The sequence below is a fragment of the Bradyrhizobium sp. HKCCYLRH3061 genome (assembly GCF_051168015.1).
In the GTDB taxonomy this organism is placed as follows: Bacteria; Pseudomonadota; Alphaproteobacteria; order Rhizobiales; family Xanthobacteraceae; genus Bradyrhizobium.
In genome coordinates this window covers 1-17,597 of the sequence record NZ_JBNPUE010000002.1, presented here as the reverse complement: position 1 = coordinate 17,597, position 17,597 = coordinate 1, and the positions used below count along the sequence as shown (strand labels likewise).

At 63.9% G+C, this 17,597-nt stretch carries 15 protein-coding genes; 5 read left to right on the top strand and 10 right to left on the bottom strand.

The genetic code is table 11. The annotated features are described in order from the left end of the window. Positions 1-152 precede the first annotated feature (152 nt). Positions 153-887, top strand: coding sequence for a response regulator transcription factor (locus tag ACQR2C_RS03935; RefSeq protein ID WP_316182172.1), 735 nt, complete (start codon positions 153-155; stop codon positions 885-887). Here the strand turns inward: ACQR2C_RS03935 and ACQR2C_RS03930 are convergent. Further along, positions 841-2,193, bottom strand: coding sequence for a hybrid sensor histidine kinase/response regulator (locus ACQR2C_RS03930; RefSeq protein WP_316182174.1), 1,353 nt, complete (start codon positions 2,191-2,193; stop codon positions 841-843). The two genes, ACQR2C_RS03935 and ACQR2C_RS03930, sit on opposite strands and share 47 nt — an antisense overlap. Then, entirely contained in the window at positions 2,190-3,362 is a 1,173-nt protein-coding gene (locus tag ACQR2C_RS03925; RefSeq protein WP_434880484.1) for an FIST N-terminal domain-containing protein, read from the bottom strand. Before ACQR2C_RS03925 ends, ACQR2C_RS03930 begins: the two co-directional genes overlap by 4 nt. Before the next feature lie 212 nt (positions 3,363-3,574). Between ACQR2C_RS03925 and ACQR2C_RS03920 the strand changes: the two genes are divergently transcribed. After that, entirely contained in the window at positions 3,575-3,946 is a 372-nt protein-coding gene (locus tag ACQR2C_RS03920) for a c-type cytochrome (protein WP_434874560.1), read from the top strand. A 182-nt stretch (positions 3,947-4,128) separates the two neighbouring features. Here the strand turns inward: ACQR2C_RS03920 and ACQR2C_RS03915 are convergent, their stop codons facing one another. The 8 genes from ACQR2C_RS03915 to ACQR2C_RS03880 all read right to left on the bottom strand — a co-directional run bounded on the left by ACQR2C_RS03915 (position 4,129) and on the right by ACQR2C_RS03880 (position 13,676). Next, positions 4,129-5,505 carry an ATP-binding protein gene (locus ACQR2C_RS03915; protein WP_434880483.1) on the bottom strand — a complete coding sequence of 459 codons (1,377 nt, stop codon included), beginning with the start codon at positions 5,503-5,505 and terminating at the stop codon, positions 4,129-4,131. A 4-nt stretch (positions 5,506-5,509) separates the two neighbouring features. Then, positions 5,510-6,163 (bottom strand): response regulator transcription factor, encoded by a 654-nt coding sequence (locus ACQR2C_RS03910; protein ID WP_315804948.1) that lies wholly within the window; start codon positions 6,161-6,163, stop codon positions 5,510-5,512. A gap of 64 nt (positions 6,164-6,227) precedes the next feature. Beyond that, positions 6,228-7,547 carry a c-type cytochrome biogenesis protein CcmI gene (ccmI, locus tag ACQR2C_RS03905; RefSeq protein ID WP_434880482.1) on the bottom strand — a complete coding sequence of 440 codons (1,320 nt, stop codon included), beginning with the start codon at positions 7,545-7,547 and terminating at the stop codon, positions 6,228-6,230. Beyond that, on the bottom strand, positions 7,544-8,056 hold the full coding sequence (locus tag ACQR2C_RS03900; protein WP_315769962.1) for a cytochrome c-type biogenesis protein: 513 nt from the start codon (positions 8,054-8,056) through the stop codon (positions 7,544-7,546). The genes ccmI and ACQR2C_RS03900 overlap by 4 nt, the downstream gene beginning before the upstream one ends. Then, positions 8,053-8,589, bottom strand: coding sequence for a DsbE family thiol:disulfide interchange protein (locus tag ACQR2C_RS03895; protein WP_434880481.1), 537 nt, complete (start codon positions 8,587-8,589; stop codon positions 8,053-8,055). Before ACQR2C_RS03895 ends, ACQR2C_RS03900 begins: the two co-directional genes overlap by 4 nt. A gap of 8 nt (positions 8,590-8,597) precedes the next feature. Next, positions 8,598-10,586: a heme lyase CcmF/NrfE family subunit gene (locus tag ACQR2C_RS03890; protein ID WP_434880480.1), complete on the bottom strand. Its 1,989-nt coding sequence runs from the start codon at positions 10,584-10,586 to the stop codon at positions 8,598-8,600. A 299-nt stretch (positions 10,587-10,885) separates the two neighbouring features. Beyond that, a complete protein-coding gene (locus tag ACQR2C_RS03885) occupies positions 10,886-12,328 on the bottom strand; it encodes an ankyrin repeat domain-containing protein (protein WP_434880479.1) in 1,443 nt (480 codons plus the stop codon). 46 nt (positions 12,329-12,374) lie between these two features. Further along, positions 12,375-13,676: an NAD(P)-binding domain-containing protein gene (locus ACQR2C_RS03880; protein ID WP_315804953.1), complete on the bottom strand. Its 1,302-nt coding sequence runs from the start codon at positions 13,674-13,676 to the stop codon at positions 12,375-12,377. A 450-nt stretch (positions 13,677-14,126) separates the two neighbouring features. Here ACQR2C_RS03880 and ACQR2C_RS03875 point away from each other — a divergent pair, with 450 nt between their 5' ends. The 3 genes from ACQR2C_RS03875 to ACQR2C_RS03865 form a co-directional block, all read left to right on the top strand. Beyond that, positions 14,127-14,912, top strand: a complete 786-nt coding sequence (locus ACQR2C_RS03875; RefSeq protein WP_315804954.1) for a pyridine nucleotide-disulfide oxidoreductase — start codon at positions 14,127-14,129, stop codon at positions 14,910-14,912. A 12-nt stretch (positions 14,913-14,924) separates the two neighbouring features. After that, on the top strand, positions 14,925-16,283 hold the full coding sequence (locus ACQR2C_RS03870) for a cytochrome c3 family protein (RefSeq protein WP_434880478.1): 1,359 nt from the start codon (positions 14,925-14,927) through the stop codon (positions 16,281-16,283). Between the two features lie 493 nt (positions 16,284-16,776). Beyond that, the coding region (locus ACQR2C_RS03865) for a hypothetical protein (RefSeq protein WP_434880477.1) at positions 16,777-17,597 on the top strand (821 nt) is incomplete at its 3' end.

The window sequence follows — 17,597 nt, the reverse complement described above, 5'->3', positions numbered from 1 at the left end:
TCTTGGTCGTTGATTGATGCCAGCCAACGCGATATCGCTGATGCTCCGGTTCTGACGTTCCTTCGAAGACGCGGCGCGCACGCTGGTTGAATGTCGGATCCGCGACACTGAATAAGCCGGACCTTCGATCTGGCCGGGGAGGGGACAGGCACGTGGCTCGATTGCTCATCGTCGAGGACCATCCGCTGTTTCGCGAGGCGCTGGAGAGCGCGATCCGCGCCGCTCTGGCTGACGCCGAGATGCGCGAGGCGACGTCCGTCGACGTGGCCGTTGGGCTTCTTTCATCTCCGCCGAGATTCGACCTGATCCTGCTCGACCTCTCGACGCCCGGAACGACCGGACTCTCCGGCGTCATCCGCATCCGCAAGACCGCGCCGCGCACGCCGATCCTGGTCGTTTCCGCGCATCGGGACCCGGACCTCGTCGCCCACGTGCTCGCGCTGGGTGTCTCCGGCTACATCTCGAAATCGACTTCGAAGCAGCAGCTTGCCGAGGCAATCAACGCCGTGCTGCGCGGCGAGGTCCATGTTGAAGGCGGCTCCCTCTGCGCCGGCGCGCGCCGTGGCCGGCTTCCTGCTCAGGACCTCCTGAAGCGTCTTCACGAGCTGACGCCGCAGCAGCTGCGCGTGCTCGACCTTATCCGCCGTGGACTGCAGAACAAGCAGATCGCCTATGAGCTCGGGATCTGCGAGACGACAGTGAAGGTCCACGTCTCGGAGATCCTGCGCAAGCTTCGCGTCATGAGCAGGACCAAGGCCATCATCGAGATGGAAAAGATCGACTTCGTGAACCTCATCAGCGAGCCGCGCACGCCAGCTCGGGCAAACGGCGCTGAAGCGCTCATGACAGCAAGAACGACAACAGCGCGCGAAGCTCCGCAGGCCTGACCGGCTTGGTCAAGATCTCGAGCCCGTATTGGCTTGCTTCCCTGGCTGCGTCTTCGGAATAGTCGGCGGTCACGATCATGGCCGCAACATCTCGGCCAAGGAATTGCCTGATGTCCCGGATGGCGGCAAGCCCGCTCTCGTCGCCATCCAGGTGCAGATCCGCGATGATCGTCTCAGGGACTGCGCCGAGCGCACTCAAACGCTGCAAGGCGTCATTCAACGACGCTGTAGCTACGACGTCGCAGCCCCATTTTTCCAGCAGACTGACCATGGCCTCGGCGGTGGCCAGGTCGTTTTCGATCAGCAGGATCTTGGCGCCTTCGAGCCCGCCATAGTCGTGGTCGACGTGATCCGCGGGATGTGGATCCGGCAGTACGGCTGCCGGGTCTGCGCGGTCGAGCTCGAGCTTGAATGTGGACCCATGTCCAACCCGCGAAGCCAGCCCGACCTCATGGTCCAATGCCTTGGCGAAGCGACGAACGATCGACAGGCCCAGCCCAAAACCGGCCTGATCCTCGGCGCTCGGCCGACCGCGCTGGAATTCGAGAAAGATCGCTTCTTGTTGCGGCTTGGGAATCCCCGGGCCGGTGTCGTGGACCTCGATGCGAACCCGGCCAGCTCCCGGCCCCGGCCGGCATCCCATGACGACGCCGCCCTGCCGTGTGTAGCGCAGGGAGTTGGCGAGGAGGTTCTGCAAGATGCGCCGCAGCATCATGGCATCCGAGACCACGGCGATCGAGCACGGACAAATGCGCAGGGACAACCCGCGTTTGGCCGCGATCGGGGCGAATTCGCGTTCGAGCGGCTCGAACAGGGTCGAGAGCAGAACGGGCCTGACATCGGGGCGCAGGGCTCCGGCATCGAGCTTGGCAATCTCCAGCAGGGATCGCAGCAGATCCTCGAGCATGGCCAGCGAATGGTCGACCTGGCCGACCATGGCCGTTCCGCGATCGGACGAGACCTCGTCCGCCAAGGTCGAGAGCGTGAGCCGCGCGGCGTTGAGCGGCTGAAGCAGATCATGCGTGACGGAGATGAGAACCGAGGATTTCAGGGAGCTCGCCGCTTCAGCCTGCTGCTTGGCCCGAAAGAGGTCCTTGTTGGCGGTTTCGATCGAACGCAGCGCATCACGCAGCTGGCGCGTTCGCTCGCGCACCTGCTGATCGAGCGCAATCGCCGTTTCGAACAGTGAGAACGCGTTGAACTGCTGGTCCATCGAGCGTTCGACCCGGGACATCAGCGCGGCGTTGATCTTCCTGAGCTTGGCCGCCTCGCGCTGCAGGTCTTCCGGAGACGCCGCGGCGGTCATTGCTGCGTCGCTCCACGTCTACCGATCGCGACCCCGGTCAGCGTCTGATTGACATGCATTGAACCGTACTGCTCGCCATAGGTATGGAATCCGACGATCCGGTTGTCGCGATAGAGCTCGGACATTTCCCGCGCAAACTGATGCTGCTCCGCGTCAAGACGCCTGAGGATGCACTCGAAACCGATGAAGATCGAGACCTCGCCGATCTCGTCGCGGACCTCGGCCAGCATCTCGCGGGCGGCCGCCACGGAATTGCGTGACCTCGCCGCCGTCAGCACCATGCCTTCGTCGATCGCGCAGAAGAACCGGAGTGAGCCGTCAGGGCTGACGCGCTGAATCGAGCGCGCGAAATAGGAGCCGCCGACTCGCACCAGGACCGGATGGGCTGCAAACAGGAACGGGTCGAGCTCGGAATCGGCGATTCCGATCGCGCGGCAATATTCCTCCGCCGCCGGCTCGGCATTGAGCTGCTTGACGATGCGCTGCTCGAGATCGGCCTCCGTCACCACCATCTTGGTCGAGGTCGGCTCGAAATTGTCGCATTTGAACAGCCGGAACGGCAATGACGTCCTGATCAGGATCAGCACAGCCATGTCCGTGTGGGCCTTGCCGTCGTGAAAGACCCAGGTGCGCTCGAACCGCAGACCATCGCCGGCCGACCCGCCAACCAGGGGAATATTGTCGAGCGAGGCGTAGATCGCCGACATGATCGCCTCTTCGCGCTGGCACATGCCGTCGATCAGGACGAGCCCGAACACGCCGTCGTCGTCGCGACCACCGTGCCGCGACAGGTCCTGCCTCAGCTGGTTGCCGAGGCGACGTCCTTCATCGACGCGAAAGCCCGACAACCCGAAGATGGGCTGTGCGAATACCGTGAAATCCTCGGCGGCAAATCCGAGCGCGACGACACTGTTGTCGTCCCAGCCATCGGGCGACAGCTCTCCGGCCGTCGTACAGCCGTAGACGGGAATGTCCGCAAGACGGGTCGTCACCTCCACCATGAACTCGTTTGGATCGTAGTGGGGCGACAGGAAGATCAGCACCATCGCCAACCCGTCGGCCGGCAACTGGCTGCAGATGTCGGCCGCCGCAGCGGCCTCCGTTGCAGCCTTGGACTTTGCAGCAGTCACGCCAGACGGACGCGGGGGCCGAGGATCGGCGTCTCCCATCGGGCACCTCCCGGAACGACACTTTGGGTTATTGGTGATCGTTCGTTTTTTTAGAAGATTAGGCCAATTGAGCAGCAACGGCAACTGCGCGGCTTGATCCAGAACAAGGACTTGGGCCGGGCTGTCGTCCGATCATCTGCCCGGATCTGCTCGCCGGCCTGGCCGGGGGGCTGGCCCGCGCCCGCTCCGGATCGAAAAGGGAAAGATCTCGCATGCTCCGCCGCATCGTTCTTGTCGCCGTTCTCGTCAGTCTGGCACCGAGCGCCCGCGCGCTCGACGGCAATCCGGTCGCCGGGAAAAGCATCTTCCAGCGCATCTGCCATAACTGCCACTCTGCCGAGATCGGCGTCAACAAGGTCGGCCCGAGCCTCTGGAACATCGTTGGGCGCCAGCCGGCGGCTGTGCCGGACTACGCCTATTCGGAGAGCATGAAAAAGAACAACGCGCCTTGGACCGCAACGGCACTGGATGCCTATATCGCCGATCCTCGCGGGGACGTTCACGGGGTCAAGATGTATTTCAAAGGATTGGCGGACGCGAAGGAGCGGGCCGACGTCGTCGCCTATCTCTCGACACTGAGATAGCGCGGCCGGGGAAGCTTGCGATTTTGCCGACGCTGCCGACCCGCGCTGTTCGAAAGTAGCCTCTCACCGACTACGGCTGGCGTCGTTGGCGCGCCGGCCCAGGGCATCTTGCCATGGTGACTTCCTGCTCCACTGGCTTCGTGCCGTATGCCGCTGCGGTCGCTTTGCGGGCACCAGTCATGTCACGATGAGCTTGGATCACCCTTCTTTCGAAGTGCGAGCTTCAGGGCGGCGCCCCCAATTCGCGAATCCTCGATCCACAGTCGGCCATCATAGAGGCTGGTCAGGTCGCGGGCGATCGCCAGACCGAGCCCAGTGCCCGGCTTCGCGTCGTCAAGTCTCGTGCCCACGTCGAACACGCGCATTCGATGTTCGGCCGGAATGCCAGGCCCGTCGTCCTCGACCGTGATCAAGACGGTGCTGTCGAGATCCTCGATCGAAATCACGACGAGGTCATGTGCCCATTTTGCCGCATTGTCGAGCAGGTTGCCGATGAGCTCGGTCAGATCGTTGGTATCGCAGGCAACGACGATGTCGGTTGCTCCTTCGACTTCGAACCGCCGGTCGTGCCCCGGGCTGAATTGCGAGTAGGTATTGATGATGCTTCTCAAGACGTCGGCGACGACCGCAAACGCACCGGCATTCGCGATCGTGGAGGCCTTTGCACGCGCCGTCTGGTAGTCGATGAGCAGCGCCATGCGCGAGCACTGCTCCGACAGGATCTGCGCGTGGCTCTCCTGACCGGATGCTTTCAGCCGTGCGGCCTCCTCGTCGAGGATTGCCAGAGGCGTCTTCAGCGCGTGTGCAAAACTGCCTGCGAGCACGCGAGCGCGATCGACCATGCTGAGGTTTGCCGTGATCATCCCGTTCAGTTCGGTGACGAGCGGCATGATTTCCTCCGGCAGGTCCTCGGGCAGGCGTGTGGTCTTGCCGCTGCGCACGTCCACGATGGCGCGGCTCATCCGCTGCAGCGGCCGCAGGCCGTAGGCGACCTGAGCGTAGGCGGTGCCAACCATGGCGAGGGCCAGCAGACCCAGCGTCGCCATCAGTGTCAGATTGAGGTGCTCCATCTCGTCACTGATCAGTCGCTCGTCGGCACCGATTCGGATTTCGACGGGTTGCCCGAGACGAGACGGCTCGGTGATGTTTCGGACCATCCGCATCGGCCCGGTCGGTCCTTCCACATTCGCCAGCGCCGTGGAGGGAGGCAGTGAGCCCTCGCGGGCCTGGTCGGGCGTGACTGGAAGAGAGAGGTCATCCTGTAGCGAGGGCGAACGCACGGTCTCGCCGTTCTGCAGGATGACCTGCCAATACATTCCGGATCTGGCCGGAGAGAAACGCGGATCGCTCAGATTGCGGGCGATGAACAGCCGCTGCGCCGCGTCGAGTTCTACGAGATCGGCGAGCTCGCGGGCGTGATCCAGCAGGTCGTGATCGAAGTGGGCCTCGACGACACGGCGAATGACGATCGAGAGCCCGAGCCCGCTGGCGAACAAGACGATTGAAATCCAGATCGCGGCGACCGCGATCATCCGGGCTCGGAAGTTGCGGCTGAACATTGCTCTATCCGAAGCGATATCCCATGCCTCTGACGGTGCGAATGCAGTCCCGCCCCAGCTTTCTCCTGAGCCGGGCAATGTAGACTTCGACCGTATTGGAGTCGCGATGGTCGCTGCTCGGATAGATGTGCTCCAGCAGCTCGGTCTGCGACACGATATGATCGGCGCGGCGCATGAGGAACTCGAGGACGCGCAACTCGAGTGCAGTCAGGTCGACGATCTCCCCGTCCTTCTTGACCAGGCCGGCCGCCGCGTTGAATTCGATCTGCCGGAGGCGGAGCACGGCCTCCGGTCTGCTGGAAACCCGACGGAGCAGCGATTTGACCCGCGCGACGAGCTCCTGTGCCTTGAAGGGCTTTTCGAGATAGTCGTCCGCGCCTGCGTTCAGGCCGTTGACACGCTCGACCCAGCCGCTGCGGGCGGACAGGATCAGCACCGGCAGCGTGTGCCCGGTATGACGCCAGCGTTGCAGCACGTCGAGGCCCGAAATGCACGGCAGGCCGAGGTCGAGGACCGCGGCATCATAGGGCTGGCTGTTGCCCAGCATCCAGCCCTGCCTGCCATCGGTGGCGAGATCCGCCTCGAAACCGGCATCGGCCAGGCTTTCCCTGATACGCTCCGCGTAGACGGGCTCGTCCTCTATGAGCAGAATCCGCATTGCCATTCCTCCGGTTGCCGAACGGGTTCCGACGAAGCGGATACGCGGATCGGGCCCTCGAACGCTATGGATTGATCCCGAGCTCTTTGGCTGCGTCAGCTATGCGCGTGCGCTCCGGGGCGTCCTCCGCAAAGACCGACAGTGCGCGTTGCAGCGACTGTTTCGCCGCCTCGACGTCACCCAGCACCACCCGCGAGCGGATCAACTTGATCCAGCCTTCTGCATCGCGCGGTGATTGCTCGAGACGGCTCGCAAGGCCGTCCACCATGCCCCGGATCATGAGGTTGCGGTCCTGTGTGGACATGCTTTCGGCCTTGCGGATGTCCTCGGCGCGGGGGCCGCGCGGCTCCGCCGGCTCGGTCGCGGAGGTCTTGCCGGAGCGCAGGAGGTCCTGCATGCGCTCGGCGGACAGGTTCGGCCGGGCAGGCGATGGCGAGCCGTCATCCTCTCCGAGCTCGCGACGAAGCGCGCCGAGCCGCTGCTTGAGATCGGGCAGCCACGGCTCGTTCGGATCGGCCTCCGATACGATCGCCGTCCAGTCGGCCATCGCACCCCGTTTGTCTCCCTCCTGTTCTTTCACGACGCCGATGAAGAAGCGGGCGCGCGCGTCCTTGGGATCCAGTTTGAGTGCTTCGCCGAAATCCGCGCGGGCTTCGGACGTGACGGTGCCGTCGGCGGCCCGCACCAGCGCTTCGCCCCGCGCGCTGCGGTACTCTGCCGAGCTTGGCCGCAGCTCCATTGCGCGCGCATAGGCCTGCGCCGCCTCCGCAAAGCGCTCGATGTTGAACAAGGACCAGCCCAGCAGCCGCCATCCGTCCGCATCCCTGGGATTTCGCTCCAGTCGGGTCTGCACACGCTGGATCATCTCTTCGACCGGCGGCAGTCCGCTGCCCTGCTGCGGGCGGTCGCGACCGTCCTGGCCGGCCATCTGCTCCAACGACGCAATGGCCTGGGTGCCGGCGTCCGTTCGCGCTTCGCCAACCGACTTCAGCGTCGTGCCGCCGGCGGTCTGGACCGGCGCGGCCGCGGGGACATCCGGGTTTCCGATGACCGCGTACAGGACGACCGAGCCGAACACCACGGTCATCGTGACGACGGCGAGCGCAAATTTTCGTTCGGAGCTGGTGAGGGAGGGCGCCGGCGGCTGTTCGGCGGCGGCTGCGGCGAGAATGCGCCGCTTGATCTCGCTGGCCGCGTTCTCGCCATCCGACTTGTCGATCAGGCCGCGTGCGGTTTCGTTCTCGATCTCGCGGAGCTGGTCGTGGTGGACGGCAAGTCCCTGAGCCGAAGCCAACCGCCTCCGCTCGTAGCTGCGGATGAATGGTGTCGATATGAGCACGGCGGCCACGGAAATCATCGCCGTCAGGATCAGCCACAGCATCATGAAAGGCTCCTTCGATCGAGGATCGCCTCGATGGCTTCGAGTTCGTCGGCGCTGAGCGGAGCGACGTGCTCCGCCTCGGGCGCACTCGCATTGGCTGCCGCCCGGCGCACGTAGCGGCCGAAGCCGACGGCGGCCGTGAGCAAAGCGAGCAGGGGACCGATCCACAGCGCGATGGTATTCCACTGTAAGGGAGGCTTGAGCAGGACGAAGTTGCCGTAGCGTGCGACCAGGAAGTCCACCGCCTGCCGGTCGCTGTCGCCGGCCTGCAGGCGATCGCGCAGCAGCACCCTCAGATCATGCGCCAATGGAGCGTTGGAGTCGTCAATGCTCTGATTTTGACAAACGACGCAGCGCAGCTCCTGGCCCAGCGCGCGCGCGCGGGCCTCCAGCCCCTCGTCGCGCAACATTTCGTCGGGAAGCACCGCACGAGATGGCGACCAGGTCGCCGTCAGCACGAGCGAGCTGACGAGCAGCGCTTCGGCCGCGCGCTTGATCCGCCGGCAGTTCATGACTCGCTCCTGAGTGCCTTCAGCAGAGGTTCGAAATCGTCCCGCCATACATCTTCGGTCAGCGGGCCGGGATAGCGGAAGCGGATGCGGCCGGCCCGATCGATCACGAAGGTTTCGGGAACGCCGGTCACGCCAAGATCGATGCCGGTCCGGCCGGACTCATCGGAGCCGACACGGGCATAGGGACTGCCATGCTTGGCAAGCCACCGTTTGCCGTCGTTCCGATCGTCCTTCCAGTTCAGCCCATAGATCGGGATCGCGGAGCTCTCCGCGAGCTTGAGCAGCATGGGATGCTCGACGCGACATCCGGGGCACCAGGATGCGAACACGTTGAGCAGGACCACGTCGCCCTGCAGGTCGGCACTGGCAAGACCGCCGCCCTTGCCGTCGAGCGACGCCAGCTGGAAACGCGGGGTCGGCTTGTCGATCAGGGTCGAGGGCATCCGCTGCGGATCGTTGGTCAGGCTGAAAGCCAGTCCAGCGGCCAGTGCGACGAAAGCCGCGAGCGGTATGAGATAGGGTAGGCGCGGCATATCTCGTCCTATTCAGCAGGAACGGCAGTCGGTACGGCCCGCATCGACTGTCGCGGAGCACCGACACGAAATCTCCGGTCGGCCAGCGAGACGAAGCCGCCACACGCCATCATCAGCGCGCCGATCCAGACCAGCGGCACCAGAGGGTGATAGTAGCAACGCACCGCCCACGCGCCTTTGTCGTCGGGATCGCCGAGCGTCACGTAGACGTTCCAGAGCAGGTTGGTTCGAATGCCGGCGGCGGTCGTCTGCTGCTGTCTGACGGGATAGAAGCGGCGCTCGCTGGAAAGCTGCGTGAACGGTTTGCCGTTCCGCGTGATGTCGAACGTGCCACGCTCGGCTTCGTAGTTGGGGCCTGGAAATTTTCCGATCGAGCGCAACTTGATGTCGTAGCCCGCGAGCTGCAGGCTCTGGCCCGGCCGCAGCATCTGCACCTTCTCGCTGGCCCACGCGGTCATCCCGGTAATGCCTGCGACGGTGACGCCCATTCCCGCATGGGCCAGCACCAGGCCGTAGACCGCGAGCGGGGTGGTGCGCGCGAGGTTGAGCGAGGTCGCCAGGGGAGTCGTCATGCCGAGGCGGACGCGATGAGCCAGCACCATCAGCGAGCCGATCACGAGCCAGACGGCGATGCCGAAGAAGAACGCGACCAGGAAACGCTGTCCGAACGTCGCGATGAGGATCGCGACGGCAATGAATGCCGCAAGTCCTCCGGCCAGGCGGAGTCGTTGCAGGGCCGCAACGAGGAGATCGCGCTTCCATTTCAGAACCGGGCCGATCACCATGGCAAGCAGCAGCGGAACCATGATCGGAACGAACGTCAGGTTGTAGTAGGGAGGACCGACGGAGATCTTGTCGTTTCCGAGCATGTCGACGAGGAGCGGGTAGAACGTGCCGAGAAACACGGTGGCCACGGCTGCCGTGAGCAGCACATTGTTGAGGACGAGGCCGCTCTCGCGGCTGACGGCCGCGAACAGCGCACCGTGCTTCAGGCTTGGGGCTCGGATCGCATACAGCGTCAACGCCCCGCCGGTCGCCACCAGGATGAGCGCCAGGATGAATGCGCCACGCGAGGGGTCCTGTGCGAAGGCATGAACACTGGTGAGCACGCCGGATCGCACCAGGAAGGTCCCGATCAGGCTCAATGAGAAGGTCACGATCCCCAGCAGGATCGTCCAGCTCTGGAGGGCGCTCCGACGTTCGACCACCAGGGCGGAATGCAGCAGCGCAGTCCCCGCAAGCCACGGCATGAAGGACGCGTTCTCGACGGGGTCCCAGAACCACCAGCCGCCCCAGCCGAGCGTGTAGTACGCCCATGCGCTGCCCAGCGTGATTCCAATCGTGAGAAAGCACCAGGCCGCGAGCACCCACGGTCGGACCCAGCGGGCCCAGCTGGCATCGACCTTTCCCTCGATCAGCGCGGCGACCGAGAACGAGAACGCCATCGAGAAGCCGACGTAGCCCAGATACAGAAACGGTGGATGAAAGGCGAGGCCGGGATCCTGCAAGATCGGATTCAGTCCGTTGCCTTCGAGGGGAGCATCGACCAGCCGCGCGAACGGATTCGATGTAGAGACGATGAACGCCAGAAAGCCGAGGCCGATCATGCCGTGCACGCCGAGGACGTTGCTCTGCAGTCGCTCCGGAAGGTTCGTTCCGAACAATGCAACGGCAGCACCGAACAATGAGAGGATCAGGACCCACAGCAGCATGGATCCCTCATGATTTCCCCAGACTCCGGAGACCTTGTAGAGCAGCGGCTTCAGCGTGTGCGAATTCGCTGCGACGACCTGGACTGAAAAGTCGGAGTGGACGAACAGCGACGTCAGGCATGCGAATGCGATCGCGACGAACAGAAACTGAGTCAAGGCAGCGTGACGAACGAAGCCGGCGATCATCGCGGATTGGCGGCGCAGCGCTGCGAACGGAACGATCGACTGCACCAGCGACACGAGGAGCGCGAGAATGAGCGCAAACGATCCGACCTCCGCTGTCATTTGGTATCTCCGACTGCAGCGGATATTCCTGCAGCTAACTATCAAGTGTCTGTGATGCGCCGACAATCAATGCGCCGAATGAGGCGTCATTCGTACGGAATGATGATGATCCATCGACGTGCATCGTAGTTTAGCTGCAACTCGTTCGCACTCGCGGCCGGAGGTCGGTATCATCGGGGCGTCTTGGTACTTAGCGTTATATTCATTGAGACATATCTCGCGAATCATCTGCCGCGCCGTCGAGCAGCGAACGCGACGTCGACCGCATGATAGGCAGGGAGGCGAAACGGAATCGTCCGCTATTCCAGAAGCTTGGCGATATCGCTGTGACCGCTGGCAGCGGCGATGTCCGTGGCACGTTCGCGCCGCTTGTTCCTCAATTGCTTTTCGGCGCCGGCGGCGAGAAGGCTGTGCGCAATGCCGATGTTCCCCTCATGGGCCGCCATCATCAACGCGCTCATGCCCTGGCCGTTGCGCACGTTCGGGTCGGCCTTGCGCCTGAGAAGCTCACTGACGACATCCGCAAGCCCGGCGCGCGCAGCGAGGATGAGGGCGGTATTTCCGCCTCTTGTCGCGCGTTTCGGGTCGGCCCCATGGTCCAACAGAAGCAGCGAGGCCGCGGCGCTGCGGCCTTCGATGGCATTCAGCAACGGCGTCTTGTCGTCGGCGTCAGCGCGGTTGACGTCCGCACCGGCGCGGATCAGTTGTCCGATCGCGTGCGTATTGCCATTGCCGGCCGCGTGCCAGAGTGCGGTGCGGCCCTGCCCATCGGCGGCGTTGAGGTCGGATCTCTGAACGAGTTGCCGATCGAGCGGGCCATTGGTGCACGACGCGACCGCGATCATGAGTGGGGTCCGGCCGTCCGCCAACGCGGGCAGACTGCCGGATACGCCGTCGAGGAGCGCAGCGATCGCGGCGCCGTTGCAGCGGCTGAGCGCCATCAGCAGTGCGGTCGCGCCATCCGCACGCGCTGCCGATGGGTCGGCCGCCTTCGTCAGCAGCAGTTTGATGACGTCTCCATGGTCCTTGTCCGCTGCCAGCATCAATGGCGTGTCGCCGCGCCGGTTGCCGGTGTTCGGGTTGGCTCCCGAGGAGAGCAGGAGCTCCACTAGCCGAAGATGCCCGGCGGCCGCGGCGATCGCCAGAGGCGTATCGCCGTCCTCGTTGACCGCGTTGACGTCAGCCTTCGCAGCGATGAGCTGGCGCATCGGATCGAACTGGCCGCGCAGGGCGGCGTCGATGATGGCCGGATGGCCGTTTCGCATGGCGGCCTGCGCATCGAGCGTCGGTGGCGGCCTGCGCGCAGCTTCGCGCGCCGGCTCCCTGGCGCGGGGTCGCGCGTCTCGGCTGGCCATGTCGGCCATCAACTGCTCGGCGGGCTGATAGCCAGCCGCCGCCGACTTGCGCAGCCACTCCCGCGCCCGGTCGGGATCGGCCGGTGTTCCGCGGCCCGCGAGCCACATCGCTGCGACATTGTACTGCGCCTTGACGTGTCCCTTCCTTGCGCTTGCCTCCATCCATTTGAACGCCAGCGTATCGTCTGCTCTGGTGCCGAGACCGGCGCGGTAGAGCGACGCAAGCCGGTACTGCGCCTCCGGATCCCCGGCGTTGGCGGCGCGCTCGAGCAGCTTCAGTGCGTCCTCAGGATGTCCGGCGCGGATCGCGGCATCGGCCGCCTGGCTCGCGAATGCTTCGGAGCTCACGCCGGCCGGCGCGTCGCCGGCCGGGGCGACCGACGGCACGGTCGAGCCGACGAGACAGATCAGGGGGATGATGATGTGAGAGGACTTAAGCCGTGCCATATTTCGTCTCCACCTCGATACCCATGCTCTTCAGGAATGCGGTGGGCAGAATGCCGCCGACGCAGACGATGACGGCATCGTTTCGGATCGTGCTCGTGTTGCCGCCGGCATCGATGTCGACGTCGTCGCTGCCGATCCGTTTGACCGTGGAGTTGTAGATGACCCGGAGCCGCCCCGATCGAGCAGCTGTTTCAGTCCGTTGACGGTTCTTCAGCTTGGCGCGGCCGAACGACTCGCTGCGATGCGACAGGGTCACCGTCGTTCCGGGCTCGTCGGCGATGGAGCACGCGGCTTCCAGTGCGGCGTCGCCGCCACCGACGACGAGCACGTGCTGGCCGCGATACTGTTCGGGGTCGATCAGTCGATAGACGACCTTGTTCTGCTCTTCGCCAGGAGCTTCCAGCTTGCGTGGCGTTCCGCGGCGCCCGATCGCCAGGAGCACGGCATGCGTTCTGTAGCTGCCGCGGTTCGTCCTGACGTCGAAGCTTTCTCCCATTCGCGTGACGGCCTCGACGCGCTCGCCGACGTTCACCTTGAGGCGGGCCTTGCGCACGATCCCCATGAAGAAGGTGATCAACTGCTCCTTGCTGAGCTCTCTGAAGTTGAACTTGCCCGCGAGCGGCAGCGTGAAAGGTGCCGTCATCACCAGCTTGCCGCGGGGAAAGTGCGCGACGGTGCCGCCAAGCGAGTCCTGCTCCAGCGTCACGAAGCGCAGCCGATGCTGCAGGCAGGCGAGACTGGCGGAAAGTCCGGCCGGACCGCAGCCGACAATCACGACGTCGAGCATGTCGGACTTGCCGATGTTCTTGACCTTGCGGACGGAGTCGATCGCCTGGCGCCCCTGTTCGATGGCGTTGCGGACCAGCCCCATCCCGCCGAGCTCTCCGGCGATGAAGATGCCGGGCACGTTGGTCTGGAACGCCTCGTCCACGTTTGGAATGTCGATGCCGCGCGTTTCGGTGCCGAACACCAGCGTGATGGCGTTCACGGGGCACACCGCCTTGCAGGCGCCGTGTCCGATACAATGCGAAGGTTCGACCAGCGACGCCTTGCCGCCGATCAGGCCGAGAATGTCGCCCTCCGGGCACGCCCTGACGCATGACCCGCAGCCGATGCACAAGGCGGGATCGATGATGGGATGCAAGGATGCCGGCTCAAGCAGACCGGCTTCCTTGGCGGCCGAGAGCTTCGCGACGCTCTTTATTTCTCTTCTCTTGCGCACCGCCATGTAGGTGGCCCAGACGCCGAGCATCGGCGCGGCGTAGACGATCAGGAGATCGAGCGCCATGTCGTCTCGCTCCCTTGTCTTATGAACTAACAGCAGAAGAGAGCCGCTGGCCGCGAACTCCGCGTGAAGAGGTTCGATGCGGTGCTAGATGCAAATTCCTCTCAAGAGATGCCGACATAGAAATTCCAGAATGATCTGACGTCTTGGAGACAAGGATTGGATCATTCGTTGAACAGATGCCGTCGGCGGAAATATGGCTCGCACTGATTTCGGACTAATGACGTCGGTGTCGGAAGACGGATGGGGATGTTGCAAGTGGTTATCACTAAGTGGTCTCTCGACTGAGATCCGGAGATCCGCGAACGAGTCTGGCTTCCGCCAATCCGGCATTCGGGTTTCACAGGAAACGTCGAGGTCATGAGCAGAGCAGCGGTCGCTCGCGCGCGGGGCAATCCTCTTCGAGGAACCATTCCGGTTGTCATCACGGTCGTCGTTCTCGGAGCGATTACCGTGGGGTGGCTGCAGAAGGAGGAGGAGTATATTACGCCGGGCTCCGGCACCGGATACTGGCTCGGGATCTACGGCAGCGTCGCGATGCTGTCGCTGCTGGCCTATTCGATGCGCAAGCGCTTCAAGTCGCTGCGCGGGATCGGCTCGGTGCCGTTCTGGTTCAGGACGCACATGCTGCTCGGCGTCATCGGTCCCGTGCTCATCCTGTTCCATGCGAATTTCCAGCTGGGGGCGCTCAACAGCAATGTGGCGTTCTTCACCATGCTGATCGTGGCGATCAGCGGCGTGGTCGGCCGTTACATCTATGGCAAGATCCATATGGGCCTCCATGGCGGGAGAGCGCGTGTCAAGGAGCTGCTCGCCGAGGCCGAGGCAATGCGAACGGAGCTCGGTCAGGAGATGCAGGCCGTCTCGTTCGTGTCGCGGGAATTGGCCGCCTTCAGCAAGGGGCTCGACAACAGGGTACCCCGAACCGCGCTGGGCAGCCTGCGGACCGGCGCGGTCATCGCAGCGCGCACGCGGCGGCTGCGCGCCAATGTGGTTGCGGAAGCGCGCCGGCTCATTCGCGCCGAAGCCAAGCGCGCGCGATGGTCGTGGTCCGAGCGGCGGCGTCGCGAGAAGCGAATCGAGGAGGTGGTGCGGCGCTACGCCGCTGCGGTACGCAAGGCCGCTGAGCTGACGTTCTTCGAACGATTGTTTTCGCTGTGGCATGTGCTTCATCTGCCGCTGTTTTTTCTCATGCTGCTGGCGGGCGTCGTTCATGTCTGGGCCGTCCATCACTATTGACGGAGTTGCGTGATGCGGTGGCGTGTTGCGGTCGTCGTCGCCGTCCTGGCCGGCGTTGCGACGCTCTCGGCCGGGGGGCGGGCGCAGACGTTGCTGGAGAAGCTCGTCATGCCGGGCCCGTTGGTCGAGAAGCATGCCAAGCTCGAGAGCGAATGCGGAAAGTGCCACGAAGCCTATACGCGGAAAGCACAGTCGGGCCTCTGTCTCGATTGCCACAAGGAGATTGCCGTCGATCGCAGGCAGCGTGAGCGCCTGCACGGACGCGACCAGGCGGCACTGAGCCAGGAGTGCAGGCAGTGTCACACCGACCACAAGGGGCGTGGAACCGACATCGTCCAGCTCGACAAGGAGACCTTCAACCACGACATGACGAACTACCGGCTTGTCGACGCGCACAAGACCGTGCCTTGTACGGGATGTCACGTCGCGAAGGTGAAGTTCCGCAACGCGCCCTCGACGTGTTTCGAGTGTCACAAGGCGATTGATCCGCATCGCGGTCGACTCGGTGAACGCTGCGAGAACTGCCACACGGCGGTGAAATGGCGCGCGACCAAGGAGTTCGACCATACCAAGACCCGGTTTCCCCTCGTGGGCGCCCACAAGTCGGTCGCTTGTGCGACGTGTCATTCCGGTCAGCAATACAAGGATCTGCCGACCTCCTGTGGCTCATGTCACCGTCTTCAGGACGTCCATGGCGGCCGCTTCGGCGACAAGTGCGAGACCTGCCACGATCAGGACAAGTGGAAGACGGTCCGCTTCAATCACGACAAGACCCGCTTCCCCCTGCGAAATGCGCATGCCAAGGTGAAGTGCGAGGGCTGCCATACGGGTGATCTCTATCGGGACAAGCTCGCGACCTCATGCGTGTCCTGTCACCGCAAGCAGGATCCGCATCAGGGCAAGCTCGGTGAGCGTTGCGAGACGTGCCATAGCGATATGGGCTGGCGGAAGAAGCTCTCCTTCGATCATGAAATCACGCGCTTCCCATTGATCGGCCTGCACAAGTCGGTGCCCTGCGAGGAGTGCCACCGGACGCCGACCTACAAGAACACCCCGATGGCCTGTGAGAGCTGCCACAAGGATTTCCACCAGGGGAAACTCGGCGGGCGATGCGCCAGTTGCCACAATCCGAACGGATGGCGGCTATGGCGTTTCGATCACGCGCGGCAGACACGATTCCCGCTGGTCGGTGTCCACCAGAAGATCACCTGCGAGGCCTGTCACAAGGCCAAGTCGCCGCCGGATCTGAAGCTGCCGATGGATTGCTTCAGCTGTCATCGCAGCTCGGACGTGCACAATGGTACCTTCGGTCAGACGTGCGAGCGCTGCCATATCGCAACGGGATGGCGCAACGTTCAGATCAGGAACTGATTCGAAGGGCCGCGTTGGCTACTGCATAAGACGTCTGACATCGTATCGAGCTGATAAGAGCTCGCAATACTGATCAGTACGAATGCAGATCAATGGCTTGCGTGATGGGCTTGCCGGACCATCGCGCGCGGGTGAGGTCAGAAACCTAAACCTCCATTCAGCTTGAGTTCAGCTTGGCCCAGTTTTGGGCCAGCTTTGCGCGTCTCTGGAAGCTCTGTCGTAGGCGTAGCGAAGGCTGCGTGATCTGGCCGGTGACTCCGTCATCGCCTAATCGATGCAGCGCTCGATCAAGGGAGCACGGAGCGTTTCGAGTATTCGGTGGCTGCGGAAGACGTGCCGCCGGGCCGTAGGGGGAATCCGCAAGAGTGTCTTGGGTTTGTCAGGGCGACCGCCGAGCGGCGGACGCTCAACGGTCTCGGCTGGATTGGGGTCGGCCGGTCGCCGTCGGATGTCCGGCTGGCGATCGAGTCGAGAGTGAAGAGCGGAGTTGGAGTTGAGCAGCTGCTACAGCAGACTGGGGCTGTTGGCGCGAGCCTCGCACCGCATGGTGCAGTGGCTGCTCGCCTGTGTGCTGCTCACTCTGGTGTTGGCAGGGCACGCTGCCGCGCAGAGCTCATTCGATCACGTCTCGACCGGGTTTCCGCTGACCGGAAGCCATGTCGGCGTGGAGTGCTCGTCCTGTCACGTCGGCGGGCGGTTCAAGGGCACGCAGACGCAGTGCGCCAGTTGCCACAACGGCGCGCAGACGGCGGGCATGTCCGTCAATCACCCGATGACCACGCGGCGCTGTGAGAGCTGCCATCAGACTTCGACATGGAAGGACGTCCGGGCGATCGATCATACCCAGGCGAAGGCGTCATGTACGACCTGCCACAACGGTGTGATGGCACGGGGCAAGTCGAAGAATCATATCACGACCGCAGCGCCATGCGATGTGTGCCACAGGTCGACGGCGAGTTTTCGCATCAGAATGAAGATGGACCACGCCGGCATCGTCGCCGGTTGTGCCAACTGTCACAACGGGACGACCGCGCGCGGCAAGTCCAGCAATCATCTCCAGACCAATCTGCCTTGCGAGTCCTGTCACACCAGCACGGCCAGCTTCGGCGGCGCGGCCTTCAAGCATGCCGCGACCGACACCAACTGCGCGACCTGCCACAACGGCAAGACGGCGCAGGGCATGACCACGCCGCCGCACATTCCGACCGGCACGCTGCAGTGCTCGAACTGCCACAGCAACACCGCGGCGAGCTTCACGACCTACACCATGAACCACACCGCGGTGGCGACGGCACGCTGCGACAGCTGTCACAA

What these genes read in the sequence shown, in the direction of transcription:
- ACQR2C_RS03915 (WP_434880483.1), bottom strand. Translation starts at nt 5,505, where the DNA reads ATGTTCAGCCGCAACTTCCGAGCCCGGATGATCGCGGTCGCCGCGATC.
- ccmI (WP_434880482.1), bottom strand. Translation starts at nt 7,547, where the DNA reads ATGATGCTGTGGCTGATCCTGACGGCGATGATTTCCGTGGCCGCCGTG.
- ACQR2C_RS03895 (WP_434880481.1), bottom strand. Translation starts at nt 8,589, where the DNA reads ATGCCGCGCCTACCCTATCTCATACCGCTCGCGGCTTTCGTCGCACTG.
- ACQR2C_RS03900 (WP_315769962.1), bottom strand. Translation starts at nt 8,056, where the DNA reads ATGAACTGCCGGCGGATCAAGCGCGCGGCCGAAGCGCTGCTCGTCAGC.
- ACQR2C_RS03910 (WP_315804948.1), bottom strand. Translation starts at nt 6,163, where the DNA reads ATGCGGATTCTGCTCATAGAGGACGAGCCCGTCTACGCGGAGCGTATC.
- ACQR2C_RS03925 (WP_434880484.1), bottom strand. Translation starts at nt 3,362, where the DNA reads ATGGGAGACGCCGATCCTCGGCCCCCGCGTCCGTCTGGCGTGACTGCT.
- ACQR2C_RS03930 (WP_316182174.1), bottom strand. Translation starts at nt 2,193, where the DNA reads ATGACCGCCGCGGCGTCTCCGGAAGACCTGCAGCGCGAGGCGGCCAAG.
- ACQR2C_RS03880 (WP_315804953.1), bottom strand. Translation starts at nt 13,676, where the DNA reads ATGGCGCTCGATCTCCTGATCGTCTACGCCGCGCCGATGCTCGGCGTC.
- ACQR2C_RS03870 (WP_434880478.1), top strand. Translation starts at nt 14,925, where the DNA reads ATGCGGTGGCGTGTTGCGGTCGTCGTCGCCGTCCTGGCCGGCGTTGCG.
- ACQR2C_RS03890 (WP_434880480.1), bottom strand. Translation starts at nt 10,586, where the DNA reads ATGACAGCGGAGGTCGGATCGTTTGCGCTCATTCTCGCGCTCCTCGTG.
- ACQR2C_RS03920 (WP_434874560.1), top strand. Translation starts at nt 3,575, where the DNA reads ATGCTCCGCCGCATCGTTCTTGTCGCCGTTCTCGTCAGTCTGGCACCG.